The organism is Mariniflexile sp. HNIBRBA6329 (genome assembly GCF_043558645.1).
In the GTDB taxonomy this organism is placed as follows: Bacteria; Bacteroidota; Bacteroidia; order Flavobacteriales; family Flavobacteriaceae; genus Mariniflexile.
Genome location: NZ_JBIFXS010000001.1, coordinates 12871 through 35553, shown reverse-complemented (window position 1 = coordinate 35553; position 22683 = coordinate 12871). Strand labels below are relative to the sequence as shown.

The following is a 22683-nucleotide window of genomic DNA, read 5'->3' as shown; positions in this document are numbered from 1 at the left end:
AATTTATTTTGAAAAACAATATAAGAGATATAGATATTTTATGTGTTGGTGAAGTGCTTGTTGATTTTATTGGTCATCAAGCAGGAGTACAAATCAACAACACAAGAGATTACCACAGATATTTAGGTGGTTCACCTACTAATGTGGCAATGAATTCTGCCAGATTAGGATTGAAATCTGTTTTGGTGGCAACGGTTGGGAATGATGGTTTTGGTGAATATATTTTTGAAAGACTTGGTGAGGTTGGAGTCATAACCGATTTCATTAAACAGGTTGAAGATGAACCTACCAGTGTCATTTTTGTGTCAAGAACCGATAGCACTCCAGATTTTATACCTTTTAGAAAAGCAGATTACCATATTACAGAAGATCAAATTTCAACTGAAACACTTTCTAATACCAACATTTACCACACTACCTGTTTTGCTTTGAGCAAAAAGCCAGCGCAAACTACAATTTTAAAAAAGGCAGCCGAAGCACATCGTTTAGGTTGTAAATTAAGTATAGATGTTAATTATGCCAAAAAATTATGGGAAAGTAAAGAAGAAGCACTTAGTGTAATTAAAGCATACTGCCAGTTAAACCCATTGGTAAAGGTTAGTGAAGATGATATGTTGCGTCTTTTTGAGAAAGAATTGCCACATGAAGAGATATTTGAGTTCTTTCATTCCAAAGGGGTAGATATTGTTTGCTTAACATTAGGTAGTAAAGGGGTTAAACTATCACAAAAAGGAAAAAAAATCATTCAGTTGCCAGCTATTAAAATTGATGTAGTACAAGATGCTACTGGGGCTGGAGATGCGTTTTGGTCTGGTTTTTTGTTTGCTTACATCAAAGAAAAACCTATGGAGAAATGCTTGGAAGTAGCGTTGCAACTTGCTGCTTTAAAACTTCAAAATGTAGGTAGGTTGCCAGATAACATTAATATATTATCAGAACTTCTGTAAATTTTAAAAGCGATGTCAAAAGAGTATAAAATTAGTAACGGTGTTATGCTAAATGCATATCCGGATAGTATAGGTAGTAATTTAAATGATATAATTACTATGCTGAAAATGACTGAATTTAAGGATGTTTTTTCGTTGTTTTATGTATTGCCAACCTTTTTTAATAGTGATTTAGATAGGGGTTTCTCAATTATTGATTATAATTTAAATAAAGAATTGGTTTCAGAAGAGGATTTAAAAGCTTTAGAAGAACTCAATATTCAGTTGAAATTCGATATTGTTTTAAATCATCTATCAGTTGCTTCACCGCAATTTAAAGATTTATTAAAACATGGAAATCAATCAAAATACAAAGATTTTTTTATTAACTGGAACGAGTTTTGGGAAGGAAATGGCACTATGGGAGCAGATGGTGTTATCATTCCAAAGGAAGAATTTCTCACCAAATTGTTTATGAGAAAATCTGGATTGCCTATTTTAAAAGTGCCTTTTCCTGACGGAACTAAAAAACCGTATTGGAATACTTTTTATCAGAAAGTGAATGAGGATAACAGCTTTTTAGGTCAAATGGATGTGAATGCAAATTCACCATTGGTTTGGGATTTTTATGAAGAAACTTTACAAAAAGTTAGTGGCTTTGGCGGTAGAATATTAAGATTAGACGCTTTCGCTTACTTGCATAAAGAAATTGGTCAGTCCAACTTTTTTAATAAACCGGGTACATGGGAATATTTAGAAAGAATAAAGCAAATAGCTCAAAAAAATGATTTAACACTTTTGCCAGAAATTCATGCTGAATATGGCTTGCATTTACACGATGAGGTAGCAAGTCAAGGATATTATATCTATGATTTTTTCCTTCCAGGATTAACCATTCATACCATTGAAAACGCTAGCAGCAAGGCACTTATAACTTGGGCTAAAGAAATTATAAATAAAGGTTATAAAACAGTAAATATGCTTGGGTGTCATGATGGAATTCCTGTTTTAGATTTAAAAGGGAAAGAAGTTGATGGTGTTTACAACAAAGGTTTGTTGGAAGATGCTGAGATAGAAGATATCATGAATAAAATAATGGACCGTGGAGGTCGGGTTAAAAACCTTTATGACCCATCAGGTAATAAAATTTCTTACTACCAAGTAAATGCTACATTTTTTAGTGCTTTGGGTGAAGATGAAAAAAAGCTATTGCTTGCAAGAGCTATTCAAATGTTTATGCCAGGGATTCCACAAGTATGGTATTTAGATATTTTTGCTGGAAAAAATGACTATGAAGCTGCCGATAAAGGCGGTAGTGCAGGACATAAAGAAATTAATAGAACTACATTAACATTGCAAGATGTTGAAGCAGGTCTTAAAACAGATATTGTACGTAATCAGCTTGAATTAATACGGTTAAGAAATACGTCCAAAGCTTTCTTAGGAACAGTAACAATTAATGATTCAAATGATAATGAAATTGATATTTTGTGGATAAACCAAAACGATTCAGCACATTTAAAAGCTAATCTTAAAACTAAAACGTTTAGCATAAATTCTTCACAAGAAGGTGTCCTAAAAACATTAGAGTTTTAAATTTTTTCATTAGAATTCTATAATATTAAAGATTTTATCTTGGTCTTCTGTTTTTAGTGGAAATTGATTCTTTAAAGAAGCAACCTTTAGCCAAAAAAAGAATAGGACTTTCCCATAAAAGATTAGTGTTTACTACAATATGATTATTATCTTTGTTCGATTAGTTAACTAATTTCATTTATGAGCGAAGAAAGCAAACGTAGAGAAGCCCTTATATACCACGCAAAGCCTACACCAGGTAAAATAAAAGTAGTTCCAACCAAAAAATATGCAACCCAACGCGATTTAGCTCTAGCCTATTCTCCAGGTGTTGCTGCACCATGTTTAGAGATTGAAAAAGATAAAAACAACGCGTATAAATATACCGCCAAAGGAAATTTGGTAGCGGTAATTTCAAACGGTACTGCGGTTTTAGGTTTAGGTAATATTGGTGCATTGGCAGGAAAACCTGTAATGGAAGGTAAAGGTTTGTTATTTAAAATTTTTGCAGATATTGATGTATTCGATATTGAAGTTGATACCGAAAATATAGAAGAGTTTATTGCAACTGTAAAAAATATAGCACCAACTTTTGGAGGTATCAACCTTGAAGACATTAAAGCACCTGAAGCGTTCGAAATTGAGCGCCGTTTAAAGGAAGAGTTGGATATTCCGGTAATGCATGACGACCAACATGGTACTGCCATCATATCAGCAGCAGCTTTAATTAATGCGGTAGAAATTGCTAAGAAAAAACTAGACGAAGTTAAAATTGTAATAAGTGGTGCCGGTGCAGCTGCCATTTCTTGTTCGCGTTTATACCAAGCTTGTGGAGCCAAACGAGAAAATATGGTGATGTTAGATAGTAAAGGTGTTATTAGAAACGACAGGGAAAACTTGTCGTCTGAAAAAGCCGAATACGCTACACATAGGAGAATTGATACGCTTGAAGAAGCCATGATAGATGCCGATGTATTTATTGGTCTGTCTATGGCAAATATAGTGACTCCAGAAATGCTGTTGTCTATGGCCAAAAACCCAATCGTTTTCGCCATGGCAAATCCAGATCCAGAGATAAAATACGATTTAGCCATAGCTACCCGTAAAGACATTATTATGGCAACGGGTCGATCAGATCATCCTAACCAAGTAAACAATGTACTAGGGTTTCCATTTATTTTCCGCGGCGCATTAGATGTACGTGCTACTAAAATTAACGAAGAAATGAAAATGGCGGCTGTACATGCGTTGGCAAGACTAGCTAAAGAATCGGTACCAGAACAAGTAAATGTGGCTTATGGCGAAACACGTTTAGCATTTGGTAAAGATTACATCATTCCAAAACCTTTCGATCCACGTTTAATTGCCGAAGTGCCTCCAGCAGTAGCCAAAGCTGCCATGGAAAGTGGTGTTGCAAAAGAACCAATATTAGATTGGGAAAAATATAAAGATGAATTAAGAGAGCGCTTAGGTAACGACAATAAACTCATTAGATTATTGATTAACCGTGCAAAAACAGACCCTAAGCGAGTTGTTTTTGCCGAAGCAGATCAATTGGCGGTTATAAAAGCGGCTCAAATAGTTTATGAAGAAGGTGTTGCTATTCCTATTTTATTAGGTAGGATTGAAACCATTAAAGAATTGATGGCTGAAATTGAGTTTGATGCCGAAGACGTTATTATTATAGATCCAAAAACAGAAGAAGAAAACGAGCGTAAAGACAAATATGCTAAAGTGTATTGGGAGCAACGTAAGCGTCGTGGTGTTACCTATTATTCGGCACAGCGTTTAATGCGAGAGCGTAACTATTTTGCAGCTATGATGGTGAATGAAGGTGATGCCGATGCGTTAATCTCAGGGTATTCAAGAAATTACCCATCAGTTGTAAAACCTATGTTAGAGCTTATTGGTATGGCAAAAGGTACATCGCGTGTGGCAACTACCAATGTGATGATGACCAAACGTGGACCGTTATTTTTAAGTGATACGTCTATAAATATCAATCCTTCAGCTAGAGAGCTTACTAAGATTGCTCAAATGACCTCGCAAGTGGTTAAAATGTTTGGCATGGATCCAGTTATGGCTATGATTTCATATTCGAATTTTGGCTCATCTTCACACGAAAATGCGACAAAAGTACGTGATGCGGTTTCTCATTTGCATCGTTATTATCCAGAAATGGTTGTAGATGGTGAGTTGCAAACAGATTTTGCCTTGAATCCAGACATGCTTCAAGAAAAATTCCCATTTTCCAAATTGGTTGGTAAAAAAGTGAATACTTTAATTTTTCCAAATTTAGATTCGGCAAACATCACTTATAAATTATTAAAAGAGTTAAATGAAGCTGTTTCTATAGGACCAATTATGATGGGAATGCGCAAACCAGTGCATATTCTTCAATTGGGTGCTAATGTAGATGAAATTGTAAATATGACTGCTATTGCGGTAATTGATGCTCAGCAAAAGGAAAAAACTGAATTGGAAAAGGTGAATTCTAAGTAATTCTGTTGAAAATAAATTTATTACATTTGGTCGATTAAGGAATTGCTATAAATGATTACACATATTCAAGGAAAACTTGTAGAGAAAAACCCAACCGATGTTGTTATAGATTGCAACGGTGTTGGCTATATGTTAAATATTTCATTGCATACCTATTCCCAAATTCCCAATGGTGAACATTTAAAATTATATACGCACCTTCAAGTTAAGGAAGATTCGCATACGCTTTATGGTTTTTCATCGTTGATAGAACGCGAAATTTTTAGATTATTAATTTCCGTTAGCGGTATTGGTGCCAGTATTGCACGTACTATGCTATCTTCATTAACACCAAAACAAGTTATAGAAGGAATAGCAAGTAACGACATCGCTTTAATACAAGGAATAAAAGGTATAGGTGCCAAAACAGCGCAACGTGTTATTATAGATTTGAAAGATAAGGTCTTAAAGATTTATGATATTGATGAAGTTTCGGTCGCTAAAGGCAATACCAACAAAGATGAAGCGTTATCTGCTTTAGAAGTGCTTGGTTTCGCAAGAAAACAGGCAGAGCGTGTTGTGGAAAAAATTGTTTCGTCACAACCAGATGCCACTGTAGAAACCATTATTAAACAAGCTTTAAAAAACTTATAATAGATTTTGAATATAACTAACCTTAATTTCTATAAATCCATTAATAAACGCAGTGCTTTAGTTCTTGTGTTTTTGTTTTCTGTGACTGCTTGGTCGCAACAACCAACGCCTCAAGATTCAGTTAAAACAGGTTTTAATTTGGGAACAATTAAAACCCCAAACCCCAATAGCATCGAGTCTAAATACACCTACGACGCTTTAACAAATCGTTATATTTATACCGAAAAAATAGGTAGTTTCAATATCAACTATCCTGTCATTTTAACCCCAAAAGAATATTACGAATTAGTAGCAAAAGAGAGTGTAAAAGAGTACTATAAGGAAAAAATAAGTGCTTTTGATGGAAAGAAGGAAGGAGCTGATGATGCTCAAAAAAACCTATTGCCCGAGTTTTATGTGAAATCAGGTCTTTTTGAATCTATTTTTGGAGGTAACACTATTGAAGTAGTGCCACAAGGCTCGGTGGAAATGGATTTAGGGATACTATTTTCAAAACAAGATAATCCATCGTTTTCACCAAGAAATAGAAGCAATTTTACTTTTGATTTCGACCAACGTATTAGTTTAAGTTTAATGGGTAAAGTGGGTACACGACTGCAAGTAACTGCTAATTACGATACCCAATCTACTTTCGATTTTCAAAACCTTATAAAATTAGAATACACACCAACCGAAGACGATATCATTCAAAAAATAGAAGTTGGTAATGTAAGTATGCCTTTAAACAGTAGTTTAATTACGGGTGCACAAAGTTTGTTTGGTGTAAAAGCGCAACTGCAGTTTGGAAAAACCACGGTTACTGGGGTGTTTTCTGAACAAAAATCACAAGCAAATACCGTCGTAGCACAAGGTGGTGGTACTTTGGAAGAGTTTGAACTTTTTATTAGAGATTATGATGAAAACCGTCATTTTTTCTTAGCACAGTATTTTAGAGACACGTATGATACGGCGTTACAAACCTATCCGTATTTAAATACCAAAGGTTTACAAATTACAAGGGTTGAAGTTTGGGTTACCAATAGAAGCAATAAAACCGACAATGTAAGAAATGTGGTAGCGTTGCAAGACATTGGAGAGTCCGATCCAAACAAAGTTGGTTCAGCTGTAACCATAACTGCGGCCCCTTCGGCATTCCCAAGTAACAAAAACAATGCCTTTGATCCTACAAATATAGGTGGACCTGGTTCACAGATTACAACAGCTATTAGAGATGTTGCAACTGTTCAAAATGGTATCTCTTTGCCTAATGTGCGTGAAGGTTTTGATTATGCTAAATTGGAAAACGCCAGAAAGTTAATTGGTGGGCAAGAATATATTTTAAACACCCAATTGGGATATATTTCGTTAAATCAAAGATTGAATAATGATGAAGTGTTAGCAGTAGCGTTTCAGTATACGTTAGGTGGACAAGTATACCAAGTAGGTGAGTTTGCTAACGATGGAGTAGATGCTACCAATGTAACAACCAATACTTCAGGGCAAGTTACCAATGTGGTCAATTCTAATTTAATATTAAAAATGCTTAAAAGTAGCATCACCAATGTAACCCAACCGGTTTGGGATTTGATGATGAAAAACATCTATGATACGGGTGCTTACAATTTAAGTCAAGAAGATTTTAAACTGAATATTTTTTACAACGAAGCATCACCTTTAAACTATATAAAACCTGTAGGAACTACTGCGTTTCCAACACCCGGGTCTAATGAAGATCCTTTAGAAGAAACACCTTTACTAAGGGTTTTTAGTTTAGATAAATTAAATTACAACAACGATCCGCAATCAAAAGGAGATGGTTTTTTTGATTACGTTGAACGCATCACCGTGTTGTCGCAAAGTGGAAAAATTATTTTCCCAAGTGCCGAACCTTTTGGAGAATATTTATTTGAAAAATTGAGACTTGATGTTTCAGAAAATTACCAAGGTGATATAACGAATCCTACTGATTTTAATGAAAATCAAAAGAAGTATGTATATCGAACATTATATAAAAGTACTAAAACAGCAGCTTTAGAAGAGGTTGAAAAAAATAAATTTAAATTAAAAGGACGCTATAAATCTAGTGGAGGCGATGGTATTCCTATTGGGGCTTTTAACGTGCCACGAGGTTCGGTTCGTGTTACAGCAGGTGGTCGTGTGTTGGTAGAAGGAATAGATTACACCGTAAATTACCAATTAGGTCGCGTTCAAATTTTAGATGAAGCCTTAAAAGCATCCAATACACCTATTGAAGTTTCAACCGAAAACAATGCAGTATTCGGTCAGCAAACAAGACGCTTTACAGGTATTAATGTTGAGCATAAGTTCAACGAAAATTTTGTGATAGGTGGTACACTTTTAAATTTAAACGAGCGGCCAATAACTCAAAAAGCAAATTATGGTACCGAACCTATAAACAACACCATTTTTGGTTTTAACGGGAATTACTCCACCAAAGTGCCATTTTTAACACGATTAGCAAATAAATTACCAAATATTGATACCGATGTAGAATCGAACTTATCACTACGTGGGGAGTTTGCTTATTTAGCCCCAGGTTCACCAAAAGGTACTAATTTGAATGGAGAAGCTACTTCGTATGTTGATGATTTTGAGGGTACACAAAATTCCATCGATTTAAAATCGCAACAATCTTGGTTTTTATCAAGCAGACCTTCAGATTTAGATGGTGATGGACAAACGGATCCTGAATATGTTAATGGTATTGAAAGTGGATATAATAGGGCCATGTTAAACTGGTATAGTATAGACCCTATTTTCTATACAAGCCAAAGACCAAATGGTATATCAGACAACGATTTATCCAGTTTATATACCAGTCGTGTTTTTATAAAAGAATTATTTCCCGATAGAGATTTAGTGCAAGGACAAAATACAGTAATAAGTACGCTGGATTTAGCTTATTACCCAACAGAAAGAGGTCCTTATAATTTTCAAACAACAAATGTTGACGTAAGCAATGGTATTTTAACCCAGCCGCAAGATAGTTGGGCAGGTATCACACGCGCTTTAACTTCAACCGATTTTGAACAACAAAATGTGGAGTACATCGAGTTTTGGTTACAAGACCCCTTTCAAGAAAATCCATCAAATAATGGAGGAAAGTTAGTATTTAATTTAGGTAATATTTCAGAGGATATTATTAAAGATGGTAAAAAACTTTATGAAAACGGATTGCCAAAAGATGGAAATAAATCTTTGTTGAATCCTACAGCTTGGGGGTCGGTGGTGCCACAAAACCAATCTTTAGTATATGCATTTGATTCAACGGGTCAAGAGCGTGTCAATCAAGATATTGGGTACGATGGTTATAACGATGCCGATGAAATACAATTCACTTCTGCATTACCAGGAGGCTATAATTTATTGGCAGATCCATCAAAAGATAATTATAGTTACTTTTTAAATACCGATGGAAACATTTTCGATCGCTATAAAAATTATAACGGTGTAGAAGGGAATACTCCAGATTCTTTTTCAAATACTGATAGAGGTGCCAATACACAACCTGATGTAGAAGATATTAATCGTGATAACACCATGAACACAATTGATAGTTATTACGAATATGAGTTGCCAATTACGAGACAAAACTTACCGTTAACAGAATCAGATTTTGATAATTTAGCGTCGTCTAATAATCCTTTAAGAGAATATATAGTAGATTTTAAAAGCAGGCCTAGAGCACTTCCTAATGGGCAAAATCCAGATGTAAGATGGTATTTATTTAGAATTCCTGTTCAAGGTAATTTAGCAAAACCAGTTGGAGGTATTACCGATTTGCGTTCGGTACGCTTTACACGTTTATTCCTTAAAGAATTTACACAGCCTACGGTTTTCCGTTTTGGAACTTTAGATTTAGTGCGTAGTGAGTGGAGACGCTACACGCAAACATTAGAAGCAGATAAAGACGACCCTTCCGATGATAATACCGATTTTTCGGTAGGTGTTATAGGTACGCTTGAAAACGATGGCAGTTACCAAAGACCTCCAGGAATCGAGCCTGAAGAGTTGTATAACAACAATACGGTAGTTGAACAAAACGAGCAATCGTTACTGGTTAATGTATGTAACTTAGAATCGCAGGACGCACGTGGTGTTTATAAAAACATCGATTTAGACATGCGTCAGTTTAAACGCATGCGTATGTTCATGCATCTTCAAGAAGATGGTACGGGCATACCGAATAGTAGTACTGTTGTAGGTTTTGTGCGTATGGGTAACGACCTTACAGAAAACTATTATCAAATTGAAATTCCTTTAAAAATATCTGAATCAAAATCAAGAGAAGGACTTTGGCCTGAAGAAAATGAAATCAATTTACCTATTGATGTTTTGGGGAAAATTAAAGCTTTGGAAATAGCAAATCCAACATTACCAAATGAAGATCTAAAGTTTTATGATGTTGTTGATGGAAAATTGGTAGATACACCAGTTGATGAGTTTTCGCCGTATGTGCTTGGTCAACATCGCGTTACCATAAAAGGAAATCCTAATTTTGGAGATATTAGAACCTTAATGGTTGGTGTTAAAAATGCTGTTTTAGATGGAAATGGTGATATGCCACCAGCACCATCACCTGTTTGTGCCGAGGTTTGGTTTAACGAACTTCGTTTATCTGATATGGACAATGAAGGTGGTTGGGCAGCTGTAGTGAGTTTGGATACCAATATTGCCGATTTTATGAATATCAGCGCCACGGGTAGACAAAGTACTTCTGGGTTTGGTAGTCTTGAGCAAGGTCCTAGCCAACGTAGTTTGGAAGATGTAAAGCAGTACGATGTAGTTACCAACATTAATGTGGGGCAGTTATTACCAAAAAAATGGGGTATTCAAGTGCCGTTTAATTATGGTCAAAGTGAAGAATTGATTACGCCTAAATACGATGCATATTACGAAGATTTAACGCTACAATCTAGACTAGATGCCGCACAAACCACTGCTGAAAGAAATACAATAAAAGAACAATCAGAAGATTATACAAAGCGTCAAAGCATCAATTTCATTGGCGTTAGAAAAAATAGAACCACCGATGCTAAACCACGTTTTTACGATGTTGAGAATTTAACGGTTAATTATTCATACAACAAAGTTGAACACCGCGATTTTGAAATTGAAAACTCGTTAAACCAAACCGTGCGTGCTGGAGCAAATTATGCATTTAATTTCAACCCAATAAAAATTGAACCTTTCAAAAAGAATGATTCGTTATTTACTGGTAGATATTGGAAGCTTTTAAAAGATTTCAATTTAAATTTATTGCCATCAAGTTTTACCGTTAATTCGGATATAAACCGACAATTCAATAAACAAAAATTTAGGGAAGTAGATCTAGCAGGAGGTAATATTGGTATTGAAGAATTGTTTAGAAGAAATTACACCTTCGATTTTCAATACACCATCAATTACAATTTAACCGAATCGTTAAGTTTTAATTTCACAGCAGCTAATAATAATATTGTTCGTAATTATTTTAAAGACAATATTTTCAATGGTGAACAAGATGAAACCTTAAATGTTTGGGATGGCTTTTTCGATGTTGGCGATCCTAATAGGCAATCGCAAGACTTAGGTATTACTTATCAAATACCTTTTAATAAAATACCAACCTTTAGTTTTTTAAATGCTACGTATCAATACAGTGGTAATTTTCAATGGCAAAAAGGCTCCGATTTATATGGTGAATTGGAAATAGATGGCGAAACTTACAATTTAGGAAACACCATCCAAAATGCCAATACCCATAACATTAATACAAACTTGGATATGAATAGGTTCTACAGATATATTGGGTTAGTGAAGAAACCAATTTCTAGAGTCAGAGCAAGAACAACACCTCCAGCTGGTGGACCTCCAGGACCAAACCAGAACCAAACAAATCAGCCTAAAGTTAAAAACCAATCGGTTACCAAGTTGCTAAATGCAGGAGTGGATATTTTAACAAGCATCAAAAGAATTCAGGTTAATTATTCTGAAAATAGTGGTACATTTTTACCAGGTTATTTACAAACCCCTGGTTTTATAGGTACGTTACAACCAACAGTTGGCTTTACGTTTGGTAGCCAAAACGACATTAGGGATTTAGCAGCAAGACGTGGTTGGTTAACATTATTTCAAGATTTTAATCAGCAATTTACAACCACCAATACCAAACAATTGGATGTGTCTGCAAGTTTAGAACCTGTAAAGGATTTAAAAATTGATATCGTTGGAAATAGAACATACTATGAAAATTATACTGAAAACTTTAGAGTAGACCCAAATTCGTATGAGTACAATTCGTTAACTCCAAATACCTTTGGAAATTTCAATATTTCAACCCTTTTAATTAAAACCGCATTTAGTAAAAGTGATGAAACTACATCCGATGCGTTTAATGATTTTAGAGCAAACCGACTTGTAATTGCGCAGCGTTTAGCCCAAGAAAAAGGGGTTGATATAAACGATGTTGATGCCGAGGGATATCCTAAAGGTTTCGGTAAAAACAGTCAAGCAGTTTTATTACCGGCATTTTTAGCAGCCTATTCTGGGCAAGACGCAAGCAAAGTAAAAACCTCTGCGTTTAGAGATGTGCCAATTCCAAACTGGGATTTAAAATATACTGGTTTCATGAAATACGCTTGGTTTAAAAAGAACTTTAAACGTTTCTCGTTAACACACGGTTACCGTTCAACATATACCATCAATCAGTTTCAGTCTAATTTAGATTATGTACAACCAGATTTTAATGTAGAGTATGATAATCAACCAAATGAGGTTTTTAATCAATCTGGAAATTATAAAAACAAAACACTGTACAGTAACATCAACTTAACCGAAATGTTCAGTCCATTGGTTCGAATCGATTTTGAAATGCAGAACTCAGTTAAAATATTAGCTGAAATTCAAAAAGACCGTTTATTATCACTTAGTTTCGACAACAATTTAATGACCGAAGTACAAGGAATGGAATACGTTTTGGGCTTAGGCTACAGAATTAAAGATTTACGTATCAATTCTAATTTAGCAGGACCAAGCAAGCGCATTGTAAGCGATTTAAATATGAAGGCTGATATATCTATAAGAGACAATAAAACCATTATTAGATATTTAGATTTAGAAAACAACCAAGTAACATCGGGTCAAACCATTTGGGGTTTGAAATATTCCGCAGATTACGCGTTCAGTAAAAACCTAACGGCTATCTTTTATTTCGATTATACATTCTCAGAGTATGCTATTTCAACGGCGTTTCCACAAACAACTATTAGATCTGGTTTTACTATCAGATATAATTTTGGGAATTAACATATAATCTATTTGAATTTAGAATTTGAATAAATACATTTGCCGTAAATAAACTTAAAATAATAAAATGAACATTCCATCAGAATTAAAATACACTAAAGATCACGAATGGATAAGTATCGATGGAGATATAGCAACCGTTGGTATTACCGATTTTGCACAAAGTGAATTGGGCGATATTGTATACGTTGAGGTAGAAACCGTTGACGAAACATTAGATGCCGAAGAAATTTTTGGTAGTGTTGAAGCTGTAAAAACAGTATCCGATTTATTTTTACCTCTATCAGGTGAAATAATTGAGTTTAACACCGCTTTAGAAGACGAACCGGAAAAAGTAAACTCAGATCCTTATGGTGATGGTTGGATGATAAAAGTAAAGTGTTCAGACCTTACTCAAGTTGAAACTCTCATGTCTGCCGATGCTTATAAATCATTGATAGGTGCTTAAAAAAATTTTATTTTTAATAAGCATAATGTATACCATAACATTGGCTACAGTGTGTTTAATAAAAATAAATAATCTTCCAGATTTAGGAGTGTCTTTTGGAGACAAAATATTTCATTTTTTAGTATACACGGTCTTAGCATTTTTATGGTTTAGTTCTTTTTTTTATACATTTAAGTTCAAAGAAAAGATAGCACTATTATATGCTACACTTTTGTCAATAGTATTTGGTATAATTATTGAGGTATTACAAGGTGCACTAACAGCATCTCGATCATTCGATATTTATGATGTTGTAGCAAATACTATGGGCGTGTTTCTAACAGTAATAATTATATTTTTTAAAAATTTGATTACTATTAAAAAACAATAAACACTTGCTTATTTGATAAATAAATAGTTATTTTAGCAATCTTGAAAAACAATTTAAATTATGGAACCTAAAAAAAATCCTAAAGCAAATGTTGGGCGTAACAGTTCGCTTTATTTCGCTATTGGTTTAGCGTTAATGTTATTTCTAACAAATTTCGCTATTAATTTCAAAACATATGACAAGACCGATGTCGAAATAGGTATGGTTAATATGGAAGCAGAGTTGGAGGAAGAAATCCCATTAACTCAGCAATTACAAACACCACCGCCACCGCCACCGCCACCAGCTGCACCTGAAATTATTGAGGTTGTAGAAGATGAGGTAGAAGTAGAAGAAACCGTTATAGAATCTACCGAGTCTAATCAAGAGCAAAAAATTGTAAAAGTTGAAGCGGTAAAAGTAGCTCCAACAGTAGAAGAAGATGTAGATGTACCGTTTGCTGTTATTGAAAATGTACCTGTATTCCCAGGATGCGAAAAAGGTAGCAATGCAGAAAAAAGAGATTGTATGTCTAAAAAAATACAAGAATTTGTAAATAAAAAATTCAATACCGATTTAGCTAGTGAATTAGGTTTGTCAGGAAGACAACGTATCAACGTTATCTTTAAAATAGACAAAACAGGAGCGGTTACAGGTATTAGAGCAAGAGCACCACATCCAGGGTTGGAAAAAGAAGCAGCACGCGTTATTGGGATGCTTCCTCAAATGAAACCAGGAATGCAACGTGGTAAGCCAGTAAACGTACCATATTCATTACCAATCGTTTTTCAAGTGCAAGACTAAGAATAATCTTTCTTAATATATGAAAAACTCAAAGGCAACTTTGAGTTTTTTTATTTTATCCCTCCTTTGGAGAGGTCGAAATTGTTGTTTTACGGTTTCGGGTGAGGCATATAAAATCCCGTTACAAAATTTGTAACGGGATTTCTTTTTTGGTATACTTATTGAGACTTTATCATAATATTAACATTTAAACTTTATTTATTATGAGTAATCCAAAGAAAACTCACGAACCCATTCGGCAAAATGGAGAAATCGTGAAAAAACCTCAAAAGCATGATGCAAATTTACGAAAAAACTCAAGCCTTTATTTTCAAATTGGCTTAATTGTTTGTTTACTGGCAGCCTATGGCTTGTTAGAGATGAAATTTGAAACCAACATTCCAAAGGTTGTAGAACTCTTGCCTCCAGACGAGGTTTACATGGCAGACGTTACCGTTTTTAAACCTGAGGTAGAAGTTGTTGATGAACCTGTAAAACAGAAAGCAACCGACCCTATAGATGATTACAAAGAAGTTCCTGATGATGCCCCAGATGATTTTATTGACGAACCGGTAAAGCCAACTACACCAACTTCAACACCTGTTAAACCTGGAAGCTTTGATTTGGTGGATAAGCCTGTAGACGAAGAGCCTGTTCCATTTGAGCTTATAGAAAATGTACCCATTTACCCCGGATGTGAAAGCAAAAAAACAAATGAGGACAAACGTAAATGTATGTCAGATAAAATCACCCAATTAATCCAAAAAAAGTTCAATATGGATTTGGGTAGTAAATTAGGTTTGTCGGGTAAACAAGTAATTAGAACACAATTTAAAATTGATAAAACGGGACACGTTAAAGACATTAAAGTTCGAGGAACCCATCCAGATTTGGAAAAAGAAGCTACACGTGTTATCAATATCATCCCAGAAATGACACCTGGAAAACAGCGTGATAAAAATGTAGGGGTTATTTACTCATTGCCTATTATATTTCAGGTACAAGATTAAACCCATCACAATTTAAAAAAGTAAAAGCCGTTATATCGATGCATCGATAACGGCTTTTTTAATTAGCTATTATTAAAAATATAGTATCTTTCAACCCTAAATCAATGCTAATATAAAACCATGAAGCAATTCGTTGTTCTATTCCTACTTTTTGCAAGCTTTATAATGGGTTCACAAAATAAAGTTTATAATGAAAAACCACCAGTATTTCCAAATTGTGATAGCTTAGCAATCGATAGGTTGCAAACATGTTTTGATTCCAACGTTTACAATCATATTTACAATAATTTTAAAGTGCCTGAAAAGGTTTCAGCCGAAAACTATAAAGGCGAAGTAGTGGTGCTTTTTGAAGTTGATACCACAGGGCAATTTAAAGTATTGTATGTAGAAGCCATGTACAGCGAATTGAAAACCGAAGCAAAACGGGTGTTCTCCATGTTTCCAAAAGTTACTCCAGCTACATACAATGGCAGAAATACTTATAAACAATACACCATTCCTATCAGGATACCGTTAGTAAACCAAACGGCTGCAATCCAAGATATAGCTAAAGAGAACGAAATATCTAAACGAGAGCAACAAGCAAAATCGGAATTTGATAGTATAAACAAGACTTTAAAAACGTTTGAAGATAAAGCCTATTCCAGTCAACTTAATATTCCGTTTACGCATAGCGATTATGCGAGGTTTGATAGGCAGATGAACATGGTTGGAACCAATAGCCATACCGCATCCAAACCGTTTGTTTACGAAGATGTATCAAAATATTACGATTTTAAAGCTGAAAAAGACAAATTGCTTAAAGAAACAGATACTTGGGCAGGACGAAAACTTTGGAACGAACATTTGGTACAATTACAAGGAAATGATTATTGGTTTACAATAGACCCCATTTTAGATTTGCAAGCAGGAACAGATACTAATGCAGATTTTAATTCCACATACAACAACACACGCGGGGTTTTAGTACAAGGAGGTTTAGGTGATAAATTAAATTTTTATGCATCGGTTTTTGAAAGTCAAGGTAGATTTGCGCAATATGTGAACGACTATGCCGAAAGCTTGAAAGCCTTTGGTCCCGACCCAGCTATTATTCCAGGGCGTGGTATAGCAAAACGTTTTAAAACGGATTCCTATGATTATCCTGTGGCGGAAGCTTACTTATCGTATGCGCCAGCTAAGTTTATTAATGTTCAGTTTGGGCATGGGAAAAATTTTATAGGTGATGGGTACCGCTCGTTATTGTTGAGTGATGTAGCGAGTCCTCACCCATTTTTAAAATTGAACACCTCATTTTGGAAAATAAAATACACCAATACTTGGATGTGGTTAAAAGACGTAAGGGATGAAGTAGTGCAAGACAAAGCTTTTTTAAGCAAATACATTGCCAGCCATTATTTAAGTTGGAATGTTTCAAAAAAACTGAATATCGGTTTATTTGAATCGGTATTGTGGACCAATAGTAACGGTAGAGGTTTTGATGTCAATTATTTAAATCCAATTATTTTTTATAGAGCTATTGAGTTTGAAACGGGACAAGGTGCTGGAAATGCATTGCTTGGTGCATCGGTAAAATATAAGTTTAATGATAATGTAAACGTCTATAGTCAATTTATTTTAGATGAGTTTTCATTAAGTGATATAAAAGGAGGCGAAAAAAGCTGGAAAAATAAATATGGTTATCAATTGGGTGTTAAATATTACAGTGCTTTTAAAGTAAACAATTTATTGCTTCAGTTTGAATACAACCGCATGCGTCCATATACCTATTCGCATAATACCATTGTGCTTAACTATGGGCACAACAACCAATCGATGGCGCATTTATGGGGAGCCAATTTTAGCGAAGCTATTTTAATTGGGCGTTACCATTACAAACGTTGGTTTGCCAATGCGAAACTTATTTTTGGAGTTCGCGGATTGGATTTTAATGATGGCACCGATGATTTTAGTTACGGTGGTGATATTTATAGAAATTATAACGACCGCCCTTTTGATACGGGGGTAGAAGTTGGTCAAGGCATAAAAACCAAAACCTTTAATGGGAATTTACAAGCAGGTTATTTAATAAATCCAGCAACTAATTTGAAGATTTTTACCGATATAACCGTTAGAAACTTTAACCCAGAAGCGGAGACTGCTAGCACATTTAAGAACAATACCGTGTGGTTTAACTTTGGTATAAGAACCGATTTGTTTAATTGGTATTTCGATTTTTAATCGCTCTGTCATTCCCGCATAGGCGGGAATCTCATAAATTATAACTACAACTTTTATTTTTTTTGGCGTTACCATAAGGGTCGGGCTTTCGGCTATATCTTTTGGTTTTTTGTCATTCCTGCGAAGGCAGGAATCCACAATTAAAATTAAATCTTCTTTTTAAGATTATTTCCCTAACAAATAAAACCAAAAGGATTCTGCCTCAAATACGTAGCATTCACGATTTCAAATTTAGAATAGAAATGCATGAGTAATCCCTAACCGCAACTTACCGTAAATCAAATTAATTTTCAGTAGTATTAGTATATTAAAAATTTAGCGTATTTTTTTACAGAAATAAATTTTATATTTATGGGATATGAGTAATAAGGGTTAATATATAAGGAGTTGTAAAGCATACTGAAAAAAGAAACGAATAAACCATATCAAAATAATTGTATCTTTGAATTGTGGAAAAAATTGGTGACATAGAAATTCGAGTGATAGGTAAATCAGGCAATCAAAGTTTAAGTCCTGATAACTATGATATTAAGCATATTGCAACCATTTTGCAGAATGTTGAGGACTTGTTATATCCAAACAATAAAAAGGACAGGCCAATCATAACATACGATATTCAAGAAGGTTCAGTTCTGCATTTGTTTAAAACGACTATTCAAACAGTAATCGGATTTAGTGCTGTATTAGGACAAGTTCAAGCTAATGAATCTATAGATTTTTTAGAATTAAAAACTGCGAGAGCGATAGAAAATATTCAAAATTTATCACGTCAGAAAAATTACGAATTTCAAATAAAAACTTCTCTCAAAGACGATTATGAATTAACAATAAATCCTACTACTAAATATTTTAGGACAGAGAATATTTGGGTTGAAGCTGAATTTTACTTTTATGGTATTTTAAAAGATGCGGGAGGGAAAAGTAAAGCTAATATTCATTTAGATACTGATGACTATGGATATTTGTCCATTGAAACTGGCGAAGAATTTCTAAAAGAAAGAGAGGAAAATTTACTTTATAAGAAATTTGGAGTCAGAGCAAGCGGAAAACAAAATATTGAAACTGGCGAAATTGATACTAAATCCCTGTCATTAGTTGAGTTAATTGATTATCAGCCCAAATTCGATATTGATTATCTTAATTCACTAATTAAAAAAGCTAAAAACAGCTGGAAAAATATTAATGCTGATGAATGGTTGTTGGATTTAAGAGGCGGATATGAAGCATAGTGTATTATTAGATACAAGTTTCTTTATTCGACTTCTTAATGATGAGGATCCTCTTCACTCAAATGCTGTTGGCTATTTTAAATATTTTTTGGAAAGTGGAATTGCCCTTAAAGTTTCTACAATAACAATTGCTGAATATTGTGTTGTTGGAAAACTGGAAGATTTACCTTTAAAAAATGTGCAAATTGTTCCATTTAATTTAAAAGAAGCGGAAAAGACAGGCGAATTTGCAAAAATTATTTTTGCTGAAAATAAAATAAGTGACGAAAAATTATCACCTAGAGCTATAATTCCAAACGACTCAAAACTTTTTGCTCAATCTGATTTAGACAAAACTGTTACTCATTTTGTTACTTCTGACGTTCGTTCAAAAACCACTTTAGCCTTGTTGAAAAAAGGAACAAATCCAAAATTTGAAATAATTAGCATCGATGTTCCATATACGGAAACATTCGGAATTTTAGATTTATAAAATATGCTTTAGGACGAAGCATATGAAGCAAAAAAACAGTGACAACCAACCGAACCTACCGCCGCGTGAGGGATAGCAGTGGAAATCCTTTTTGTGAGGCACTAGCAAAAAGATTGTAACGAATAGCCCGACCCGATAGGGGCTCGCCCAAAAATTCTAACAGATTTCCCAAAATAAATTACCAATAAAAAGCATTGCTCAAAATGCTTTAATAAAGTATCTTTGCACTCGCTATTGAAAGCGGTTAAGTAAATTTACTATTGGGCAAATCAAAAACTTCAGTAACAGGGCCTTCTGTTATATCAGATTTTAAGGAAATCACTAAAATGCGATTGGCATTAAGCGTGGTGTTCTCGTCGCTTGCAGGTTATTTGCTAGGGGTGGAAACGGTTGATTTTAAAACCTTGGTTTTACTGGCGTTTGGTGGCTATTTTATGGTGGGCGCCTCTAACGCGTTCAATCAAATTATTGAAAAAGATTTGGATGCCTTAATGGATAGAACCAAAAACAGACCCATCCCTTCGGGCCGTATGAGTGTGACCACGGCGTTTGTAATTGCGTCTATTTTTACATTGTTGGGTGTTATTATTCTGTACACCATTAACAAGCAAACGGCCATGTTTGGTGCTATATCCATATTTTTATATACCTGTGTTTATACGCCTTTAAAAACCAAAACACCTTTGGCGGTTTTTGTTGGTGCCATTCCGGGTGCCATTCCGTTTATGTTGGGATGGGTTGCGGCTACCGATGATTTTGGTATTGAACCAGGAACCTTATTTGCTTTACAGTTTTTTTGGCAGTTTCCGCATTTTTGGGCTATTGGATGGTTTTTGTTTGAAGATTATAAAAAAGGAGGGTTCTTTATGTTGCCGACTGGTAAACAAGATAAAGGAACTGCGGTACAAACCATTATGTACACCATATGGACGGTTTTGGTTTCCATTATTCCGGTTTTCGGATTTACGGGACGCTTACAACTATCCATAGTTTCGGCAATTATAGTATTTGCTTTAGGGTTATGGATGTTGTACTACGCCATCCGTTTGTTTAAGATCATGACCGAAAAAGCGGCTAAACAGCTTATGTTGGTAAGTGTGTCTTACATTTCGTTGGTGCAAATAGTATATGTTATAGATAAATTTATACGATAATATGGATTTAACACAAGGTACTTTAGAAGAAAAGAATAGCAGAGCAAAAAAAATGATGCTTTGGTTTGGTATTATATCGCTTATCATGTCGTTTGCAGGGTGGACCAGCGCTTTTGTGGTAAGTAGTTCCAGACCCGATTGGTTGAAAGATTTTCAATTGCCAAATGCTTTTATAATTAGCACGGTTATTATTATGTTAAGCAGCGTGTCTTTTATTTTAGCTAAAAAAGCTTTAAAAAAAAGCAACAACAAGGCTACCATGCTTTGGTTGTTCATCACACTTATTTTGGGCGTGGTTTTTATTTTTTATCAATTTTCAGGCTTCCAACAAATTATTGATTTGGGTTATAATTTTACGGGTCCAACAAGTAATGTTACCATGTCTTACATCTATTTAATAGCCATTGTGCACATTTTGCACGTGGTTGTAGGGCTTATTTGCTTATTGGTTGTAATTTATAATCATTTTAAACAAAAGTATAAACCAACAAAAATGCTTGGTTTTGAACTTGCAGCCACCTTTTGGCATTTTATTGATATACTATGGGTGTATCTCTTTTTATTTTTATATTTTATAAGATAAATAAATTGATTATTTTTGTCCAACTTTTAAAAAACAACCAACATATATGAGTACTACAGTTGCAAACACTGGAACAGAAGTTAAAACTTGGGGAGGAGGTAACCAACCTTTAAAAGCAAGTTATGGTAAAATGATGATGTGGTTTTTCATCGTTTCAGATGCATTAACCTTTTCGGGGTTTTTAGCTGCCTACGGATTTTCAAGATTCAAATTTATTGATGCATGGCCAATTGCCGATGAGGTATTTACACACGTACCGTTTTTACATGGGCAAGAATTACCGATGATTTACGTAGCGTTCATGACGTTTATCCTTATCATGTCGTCTGTAACGATGGTGTTGGCGGTAGATGCTGGTCATCATTTAAACAAAGCTAAAGTAACTTTATATATGTTCTTAACCATTATTGGTGGTATCATATTCGTAGGGTCTCAAGCTTGGGAATGGGCAACCTTTATAAAAGGCGATTTTGGTGCTGTACAAACAAAAGGAGGAAACATTCTTCAATTTGTTGATACAGATGGGCATCGTGTAGCATTAAGGGATTTTGTGGTAGCTGGTGAGCATGAGCGCGTACAACAAGAGCGTAAAAATGGTATTTGGTTTGTTGAAGAAGGTACTTTGCCTCCTTATACGGTTGAAGAAGTTGTTCACGGTTTAGAGAAACACGAAAATATTTTAGTTAGAACACAGTTGCTAGATGAGCACGGACATAAAACGGTTTTATCTAGAGCCGAATCGTTAAAACAGTTGAAAAACAATGGTAAATTAGTGGTTGAAGGTGCTAATTTACATGTAAACGAATATGGTTCGCCGTTATTTGCCGATTTCTTTTTCTTTATTACAGGATTCCACGGTTTCCACGTATTTTCAGGAGTTGTTATCAATATCATTATTTTCTTCAACGTGGTATTAGGAACTTACGAAAGACGTAAAAGCTACGAAATGGTTGAGAAAGTTGGTTTGTACTGGCACTTTGTAGATTTAGTTTGGGTATTTGTATTTACATTCTTCTACCTAGTTTAATAAGTAAAATATTAGTTTAAAATGGCACACGCACATAAATTAGAAATATTTAGAGGTTTAATTAAGTTTAAATCCAATACTCAAAAAATTTGGGGAGTTTTGGTCTTTTTAACCATTGTTACAGCGGTTGAGGTTGTGTTAGGTATCTACAAGCCAGAAGCGTTAATGGGGCATGTTTTAGGCATGAAAGGTCTTAACTGGATATTCATTATATTAACCTTGGTAAAAGCATATTACATTACTTGGGATTTTATGCACATGCGCGACGAAACTAAAGGATTAAGACGCGCTGTAGTTTGGACAACAATTTTCTTAATTCTTTATTTAATATTTATCTTATTACAAGAAGGTGGTTATGTTTTCAACGTATACGATAAAGGCTATATTAAAAGAGATTTTTAAGGAATTAAAAATAAATTAGCACATAACAGAGTTGAAGTGTTAAATAGATATATAAAGGCGGTTTTTAAACCGCCTTTTTTTAT

Annotated in this window: 16 protein-coding genes; all 16 read left to right on the top strand. The window is 34.5% G+C overall.

Going from position 1 to position 22683, the window contains the following annotated elements; translation table 11 throughout:
- Positions 1-8: 8 nt before the first annotated feature.
- The 16 genes from ACGK9U_RS00160 to ACGK9U_RS00085 all read left to right on the top strand — a co-directional run bounded on the left by ACGK9U_RS00160 (position 9) and on the right by ACGK9U_RS00085 (position 22600).
- Positions 9-947, top strand: a complete 939-nt coding sequence (locus ACGK9U_RS00160; protein ID WP_394464323.1) for a carbohydrate kinase family protein — start codon at positions 9-11, stop codon at positions 945-947.
- A 12-nt stretch (positions 948-959) separates the two neighbouring features.
- Positions 960-2522, top strand: a complete 1563-nt coding sequence (gene gtfA, locus ACGK9U_RS00155) for a sucrose phosphorylase (protein WP_394464322.1) — start codon at positions 960-962, stop codon at positions 2520-2522.
- A 180-nt stretch (positions 2523-2702) separates the two neighbouring features.
- The gene (locus tag ACGK9U_RS00150; RefSeq protein WP_394464321.1) at positions 2703-5003 is read left to right on the top strand and encodes an NADP-dependent malic enzyme; all 2301 of its coding nucleotides are present in this window, start codon (positions 2703-2705) and stop codon (positions 5001-5003) included.
- Between the two features lie 51 nt (positions 5004-5054).
- Positions 5055-5636 (top strand): Holliday junction branch migration protein RuvA, encoded by a 582-nt coding sequence (gene ruvA / locus ACGK9U_RS00145; RefSeq protein WP_394464320.1) that lies wholly within the window; start codon positions 5055-5057, stop codon positions 5634-5636.
- A gap of 6 nt (positions 5637-5642) precedes the next feature.
- Entirely contained in the window at positions 5643-12923 is a 7281-nt protein-coding gene (sprA, locus tag ACGK9U_RS00140) for a cell surface protein SprA (protein ID WP_394464319.1), read from the top strand.
- Positions 12924-12990: 67 nt separating this feature from the next.
- Positions 12991-13371, top strand: a complete 381-nt coding sequence (gcvH, locus tag ACGK9U_RS00135) for a glycine cleavage system protein GcvH (protein ID WP_394464318.1) — start codon at positions 12991-12993, stop codon at positions 13369-13371.
- A 25-nt stretch (positions 13372-13396) separates the two neighbouring features.
- A complete protein-coding gene (locus tag ACGK9U_RS00130; RefSeq protein WP_394464317.1) occupies positions 13397-13741 on the top strand; it encodes a VanZ family protein in 345 nt (114 codons plus the stop codon).
- Positions 13742-13801: 60 nt separating this feature from the next.
- Positions 13802-14524, top strand: coding sequence for an energy transducer TonB (locus tag ACGK9U_RS00125; RefSeq protein WP_394464316.1), 723 nt, complete (start codon positions 13802-13804; stop codon positions 14522-14524).
- 203 nt (positions 14525-14727) lie between these two features.
- On the top strand, positions 14728-15513 hold the full coding sequence (locus tag ACGK9U_RS00120) for an energy transducer TonB (protein ID WP_394464315.1): 786 nt from the start codon (positions 14728-14730) through the stop codon (positions 15511-15513).
- A 120-nt stretch (positions 15514-15633) separates the two neighbouring features.
- Entirely contained in the window at positions 15634-17733 is a 2100-nt protein-coding gene (locus ACGK9U_RS00115) for a gliding motility protein RemB (protein ID WP_394464314.1), read from the top strand.
- 449 nt (positions 17734-18182) lie between these two features.
- Positions 18183-18962, top strand: coding sequence for a hypothetical protein (locus ACGK9U_RS00110; protein ID WP_394464313.1), 780 nt, complete (start codon positions 18183-18185; stop codon positions 18960-18962).
- A complete protein-coding gene (locus tag ACGK9U_RS00105; RefSeq protein ID WP_394464312.1) occupies positions 18952-19434 on the top strand; it encodes a type II toxin-antitoxin system VapC family toxin in 483 nt (160 codons plus the stop codon). The genes ACGK9U_RS00110 and ACGK9U_RS00105 overlap by 11 nt, the downstream gene beginning before the upstream one ends.
- Before the next feature lie 260 nt (positions 19435-19694).
- Positions 19695-20588 carry a heme o synthase gene (gene cyoE, locus ACGK9U_RS00100; protein WP_394464311.1) on the top strand — a complete coding sequence of 298 codons (894 nt, stop codon included), beginning with the start codon at positions 19695-19697 and terminating at the stop codon, positions 20586-20588.
- A 1-nt stretch (position 20589) separates the two neighbouring features.
- Positions 20590-21171 carry a heme-copper oxidase subunit III gene (locus tag ACGK9U_RS00095; RefSeq protein WP_394464310.1) on the top strand — a complete coding sequence of 194 codons (582 nt, stop codon included), beginning with the start codon at positions 20590-20592 and terminating at the stop codon, positions 21169-21171.
- A 46-nt stretch (positions 21172-21217) separates the two neighbouring features.
- Complete coding sequence (locus ACGK9U_RS00090; protein ID WP_394464308.1) at positions 21218-22198, top strand: cytochrome c oxidase subunit 3; 981 nt, start codon at positions 21218-21220, stop codon at positions 22196-22198.
- Positions 22199-22219: 21 nt separating this feature from the next.
- A complete protein-coding gene (locus tag ACGK9U_RS00085) occupies positions 22220-22600 on the top strand; it encodes a cytochrome C oxidase subunit IV family protein (protein WP_394464307.1) in 381 nt (126 codons plus the stop codon).
- Positions 22601-22683: the final 83 nt, after the last annotated feature.

Excerpts from the sequence above, each read along its gene's own strand:
- ACGK9U_RS00130 (WP_394464317.1), top strand. The coding sequence starts at position 13,397 with ATGTATACCATAACATTGGCTACAGTGTGTTTAATAAAAATAAATAAT.
- ACGK9U_RS00115 (WP_394464314.1), top strand. The coding sequence starts at position 15,634 with ATGAAGCAATTCGTTGTTCTATTCCTACTTTTTGCAAGCTTTATAATG.
- ACGK9U_RS00095 (WP_394464310.1), top strand. The coding sequence starts at position 20,590 with ATGGATTTAACACAAGGTACTTTAGAAGAAAAGAATAGCAGAGCAAAA.
- gtfA (WP_394464322.1), top strand. The coding sequence starts at position 960 with ATGTCAAAAGAGTATAAAATTAGTAACGGTGTTATGCTAAATGCATAT.
- ruvA (WP_394464320.1), top strand. The coding sequence starts at position 5,055 with ATGATTACACATATTCAAGGAAAACTTGTAGAGAAAAACCCAACCGAT.
- ACGK9U_RS00150 (WP_394464321.1), top strand. The coding sequence starts at position 2,703 with ATGAGCGAAGAAAGCAAACGTAGAGAAGCCCTTATATACCACGCAAAG.
- ACGK9U_RS00085 (WP_394464307.1), top strand. The coding sequence starts at position 22,220 with ATGGCACACGCACATAAATTAGAAATATTTAGAGGTTTAATTAAGTTT.
- ACGK9U_RS00105 (WP_394464312.1), top strand. The coding sequence starts at position 18,952 with ATGAAGCATAGTGTATTATTAGATACAAGTTTCTTTATTCGACTTCTT.
- ACGK9U_RS00090 (WP_394464308.1), top strand. The coding sequence starts at position 21,218 with ATGAGTACTACAGTTGCAAACACTGGAACAGAAGTTAAAACTTGGGGA.
- gcvH (WP_394464318.1), top strand. The coding sequence starts at position 12,991 with ATGAACATTCCATCAGAATTAAAATACACTAAAGATCACGAATGGATA.
- ACGK9U_RS00120 (WP_394464315.1), top strand. The coding sequence starts at position 14,728 with ATGAGTAATCCAAAGAAAACTCACGAACCCATTCGGCAAAATGGAGAA.
- ACGK9U_RS00125 (WP_394464316.1), top strand. The coding sequence starts at position 13,802 with ATGGAACCTAAAAAAAATCCTAAAGCAAATGTTGGGCGTAACAGTTCG.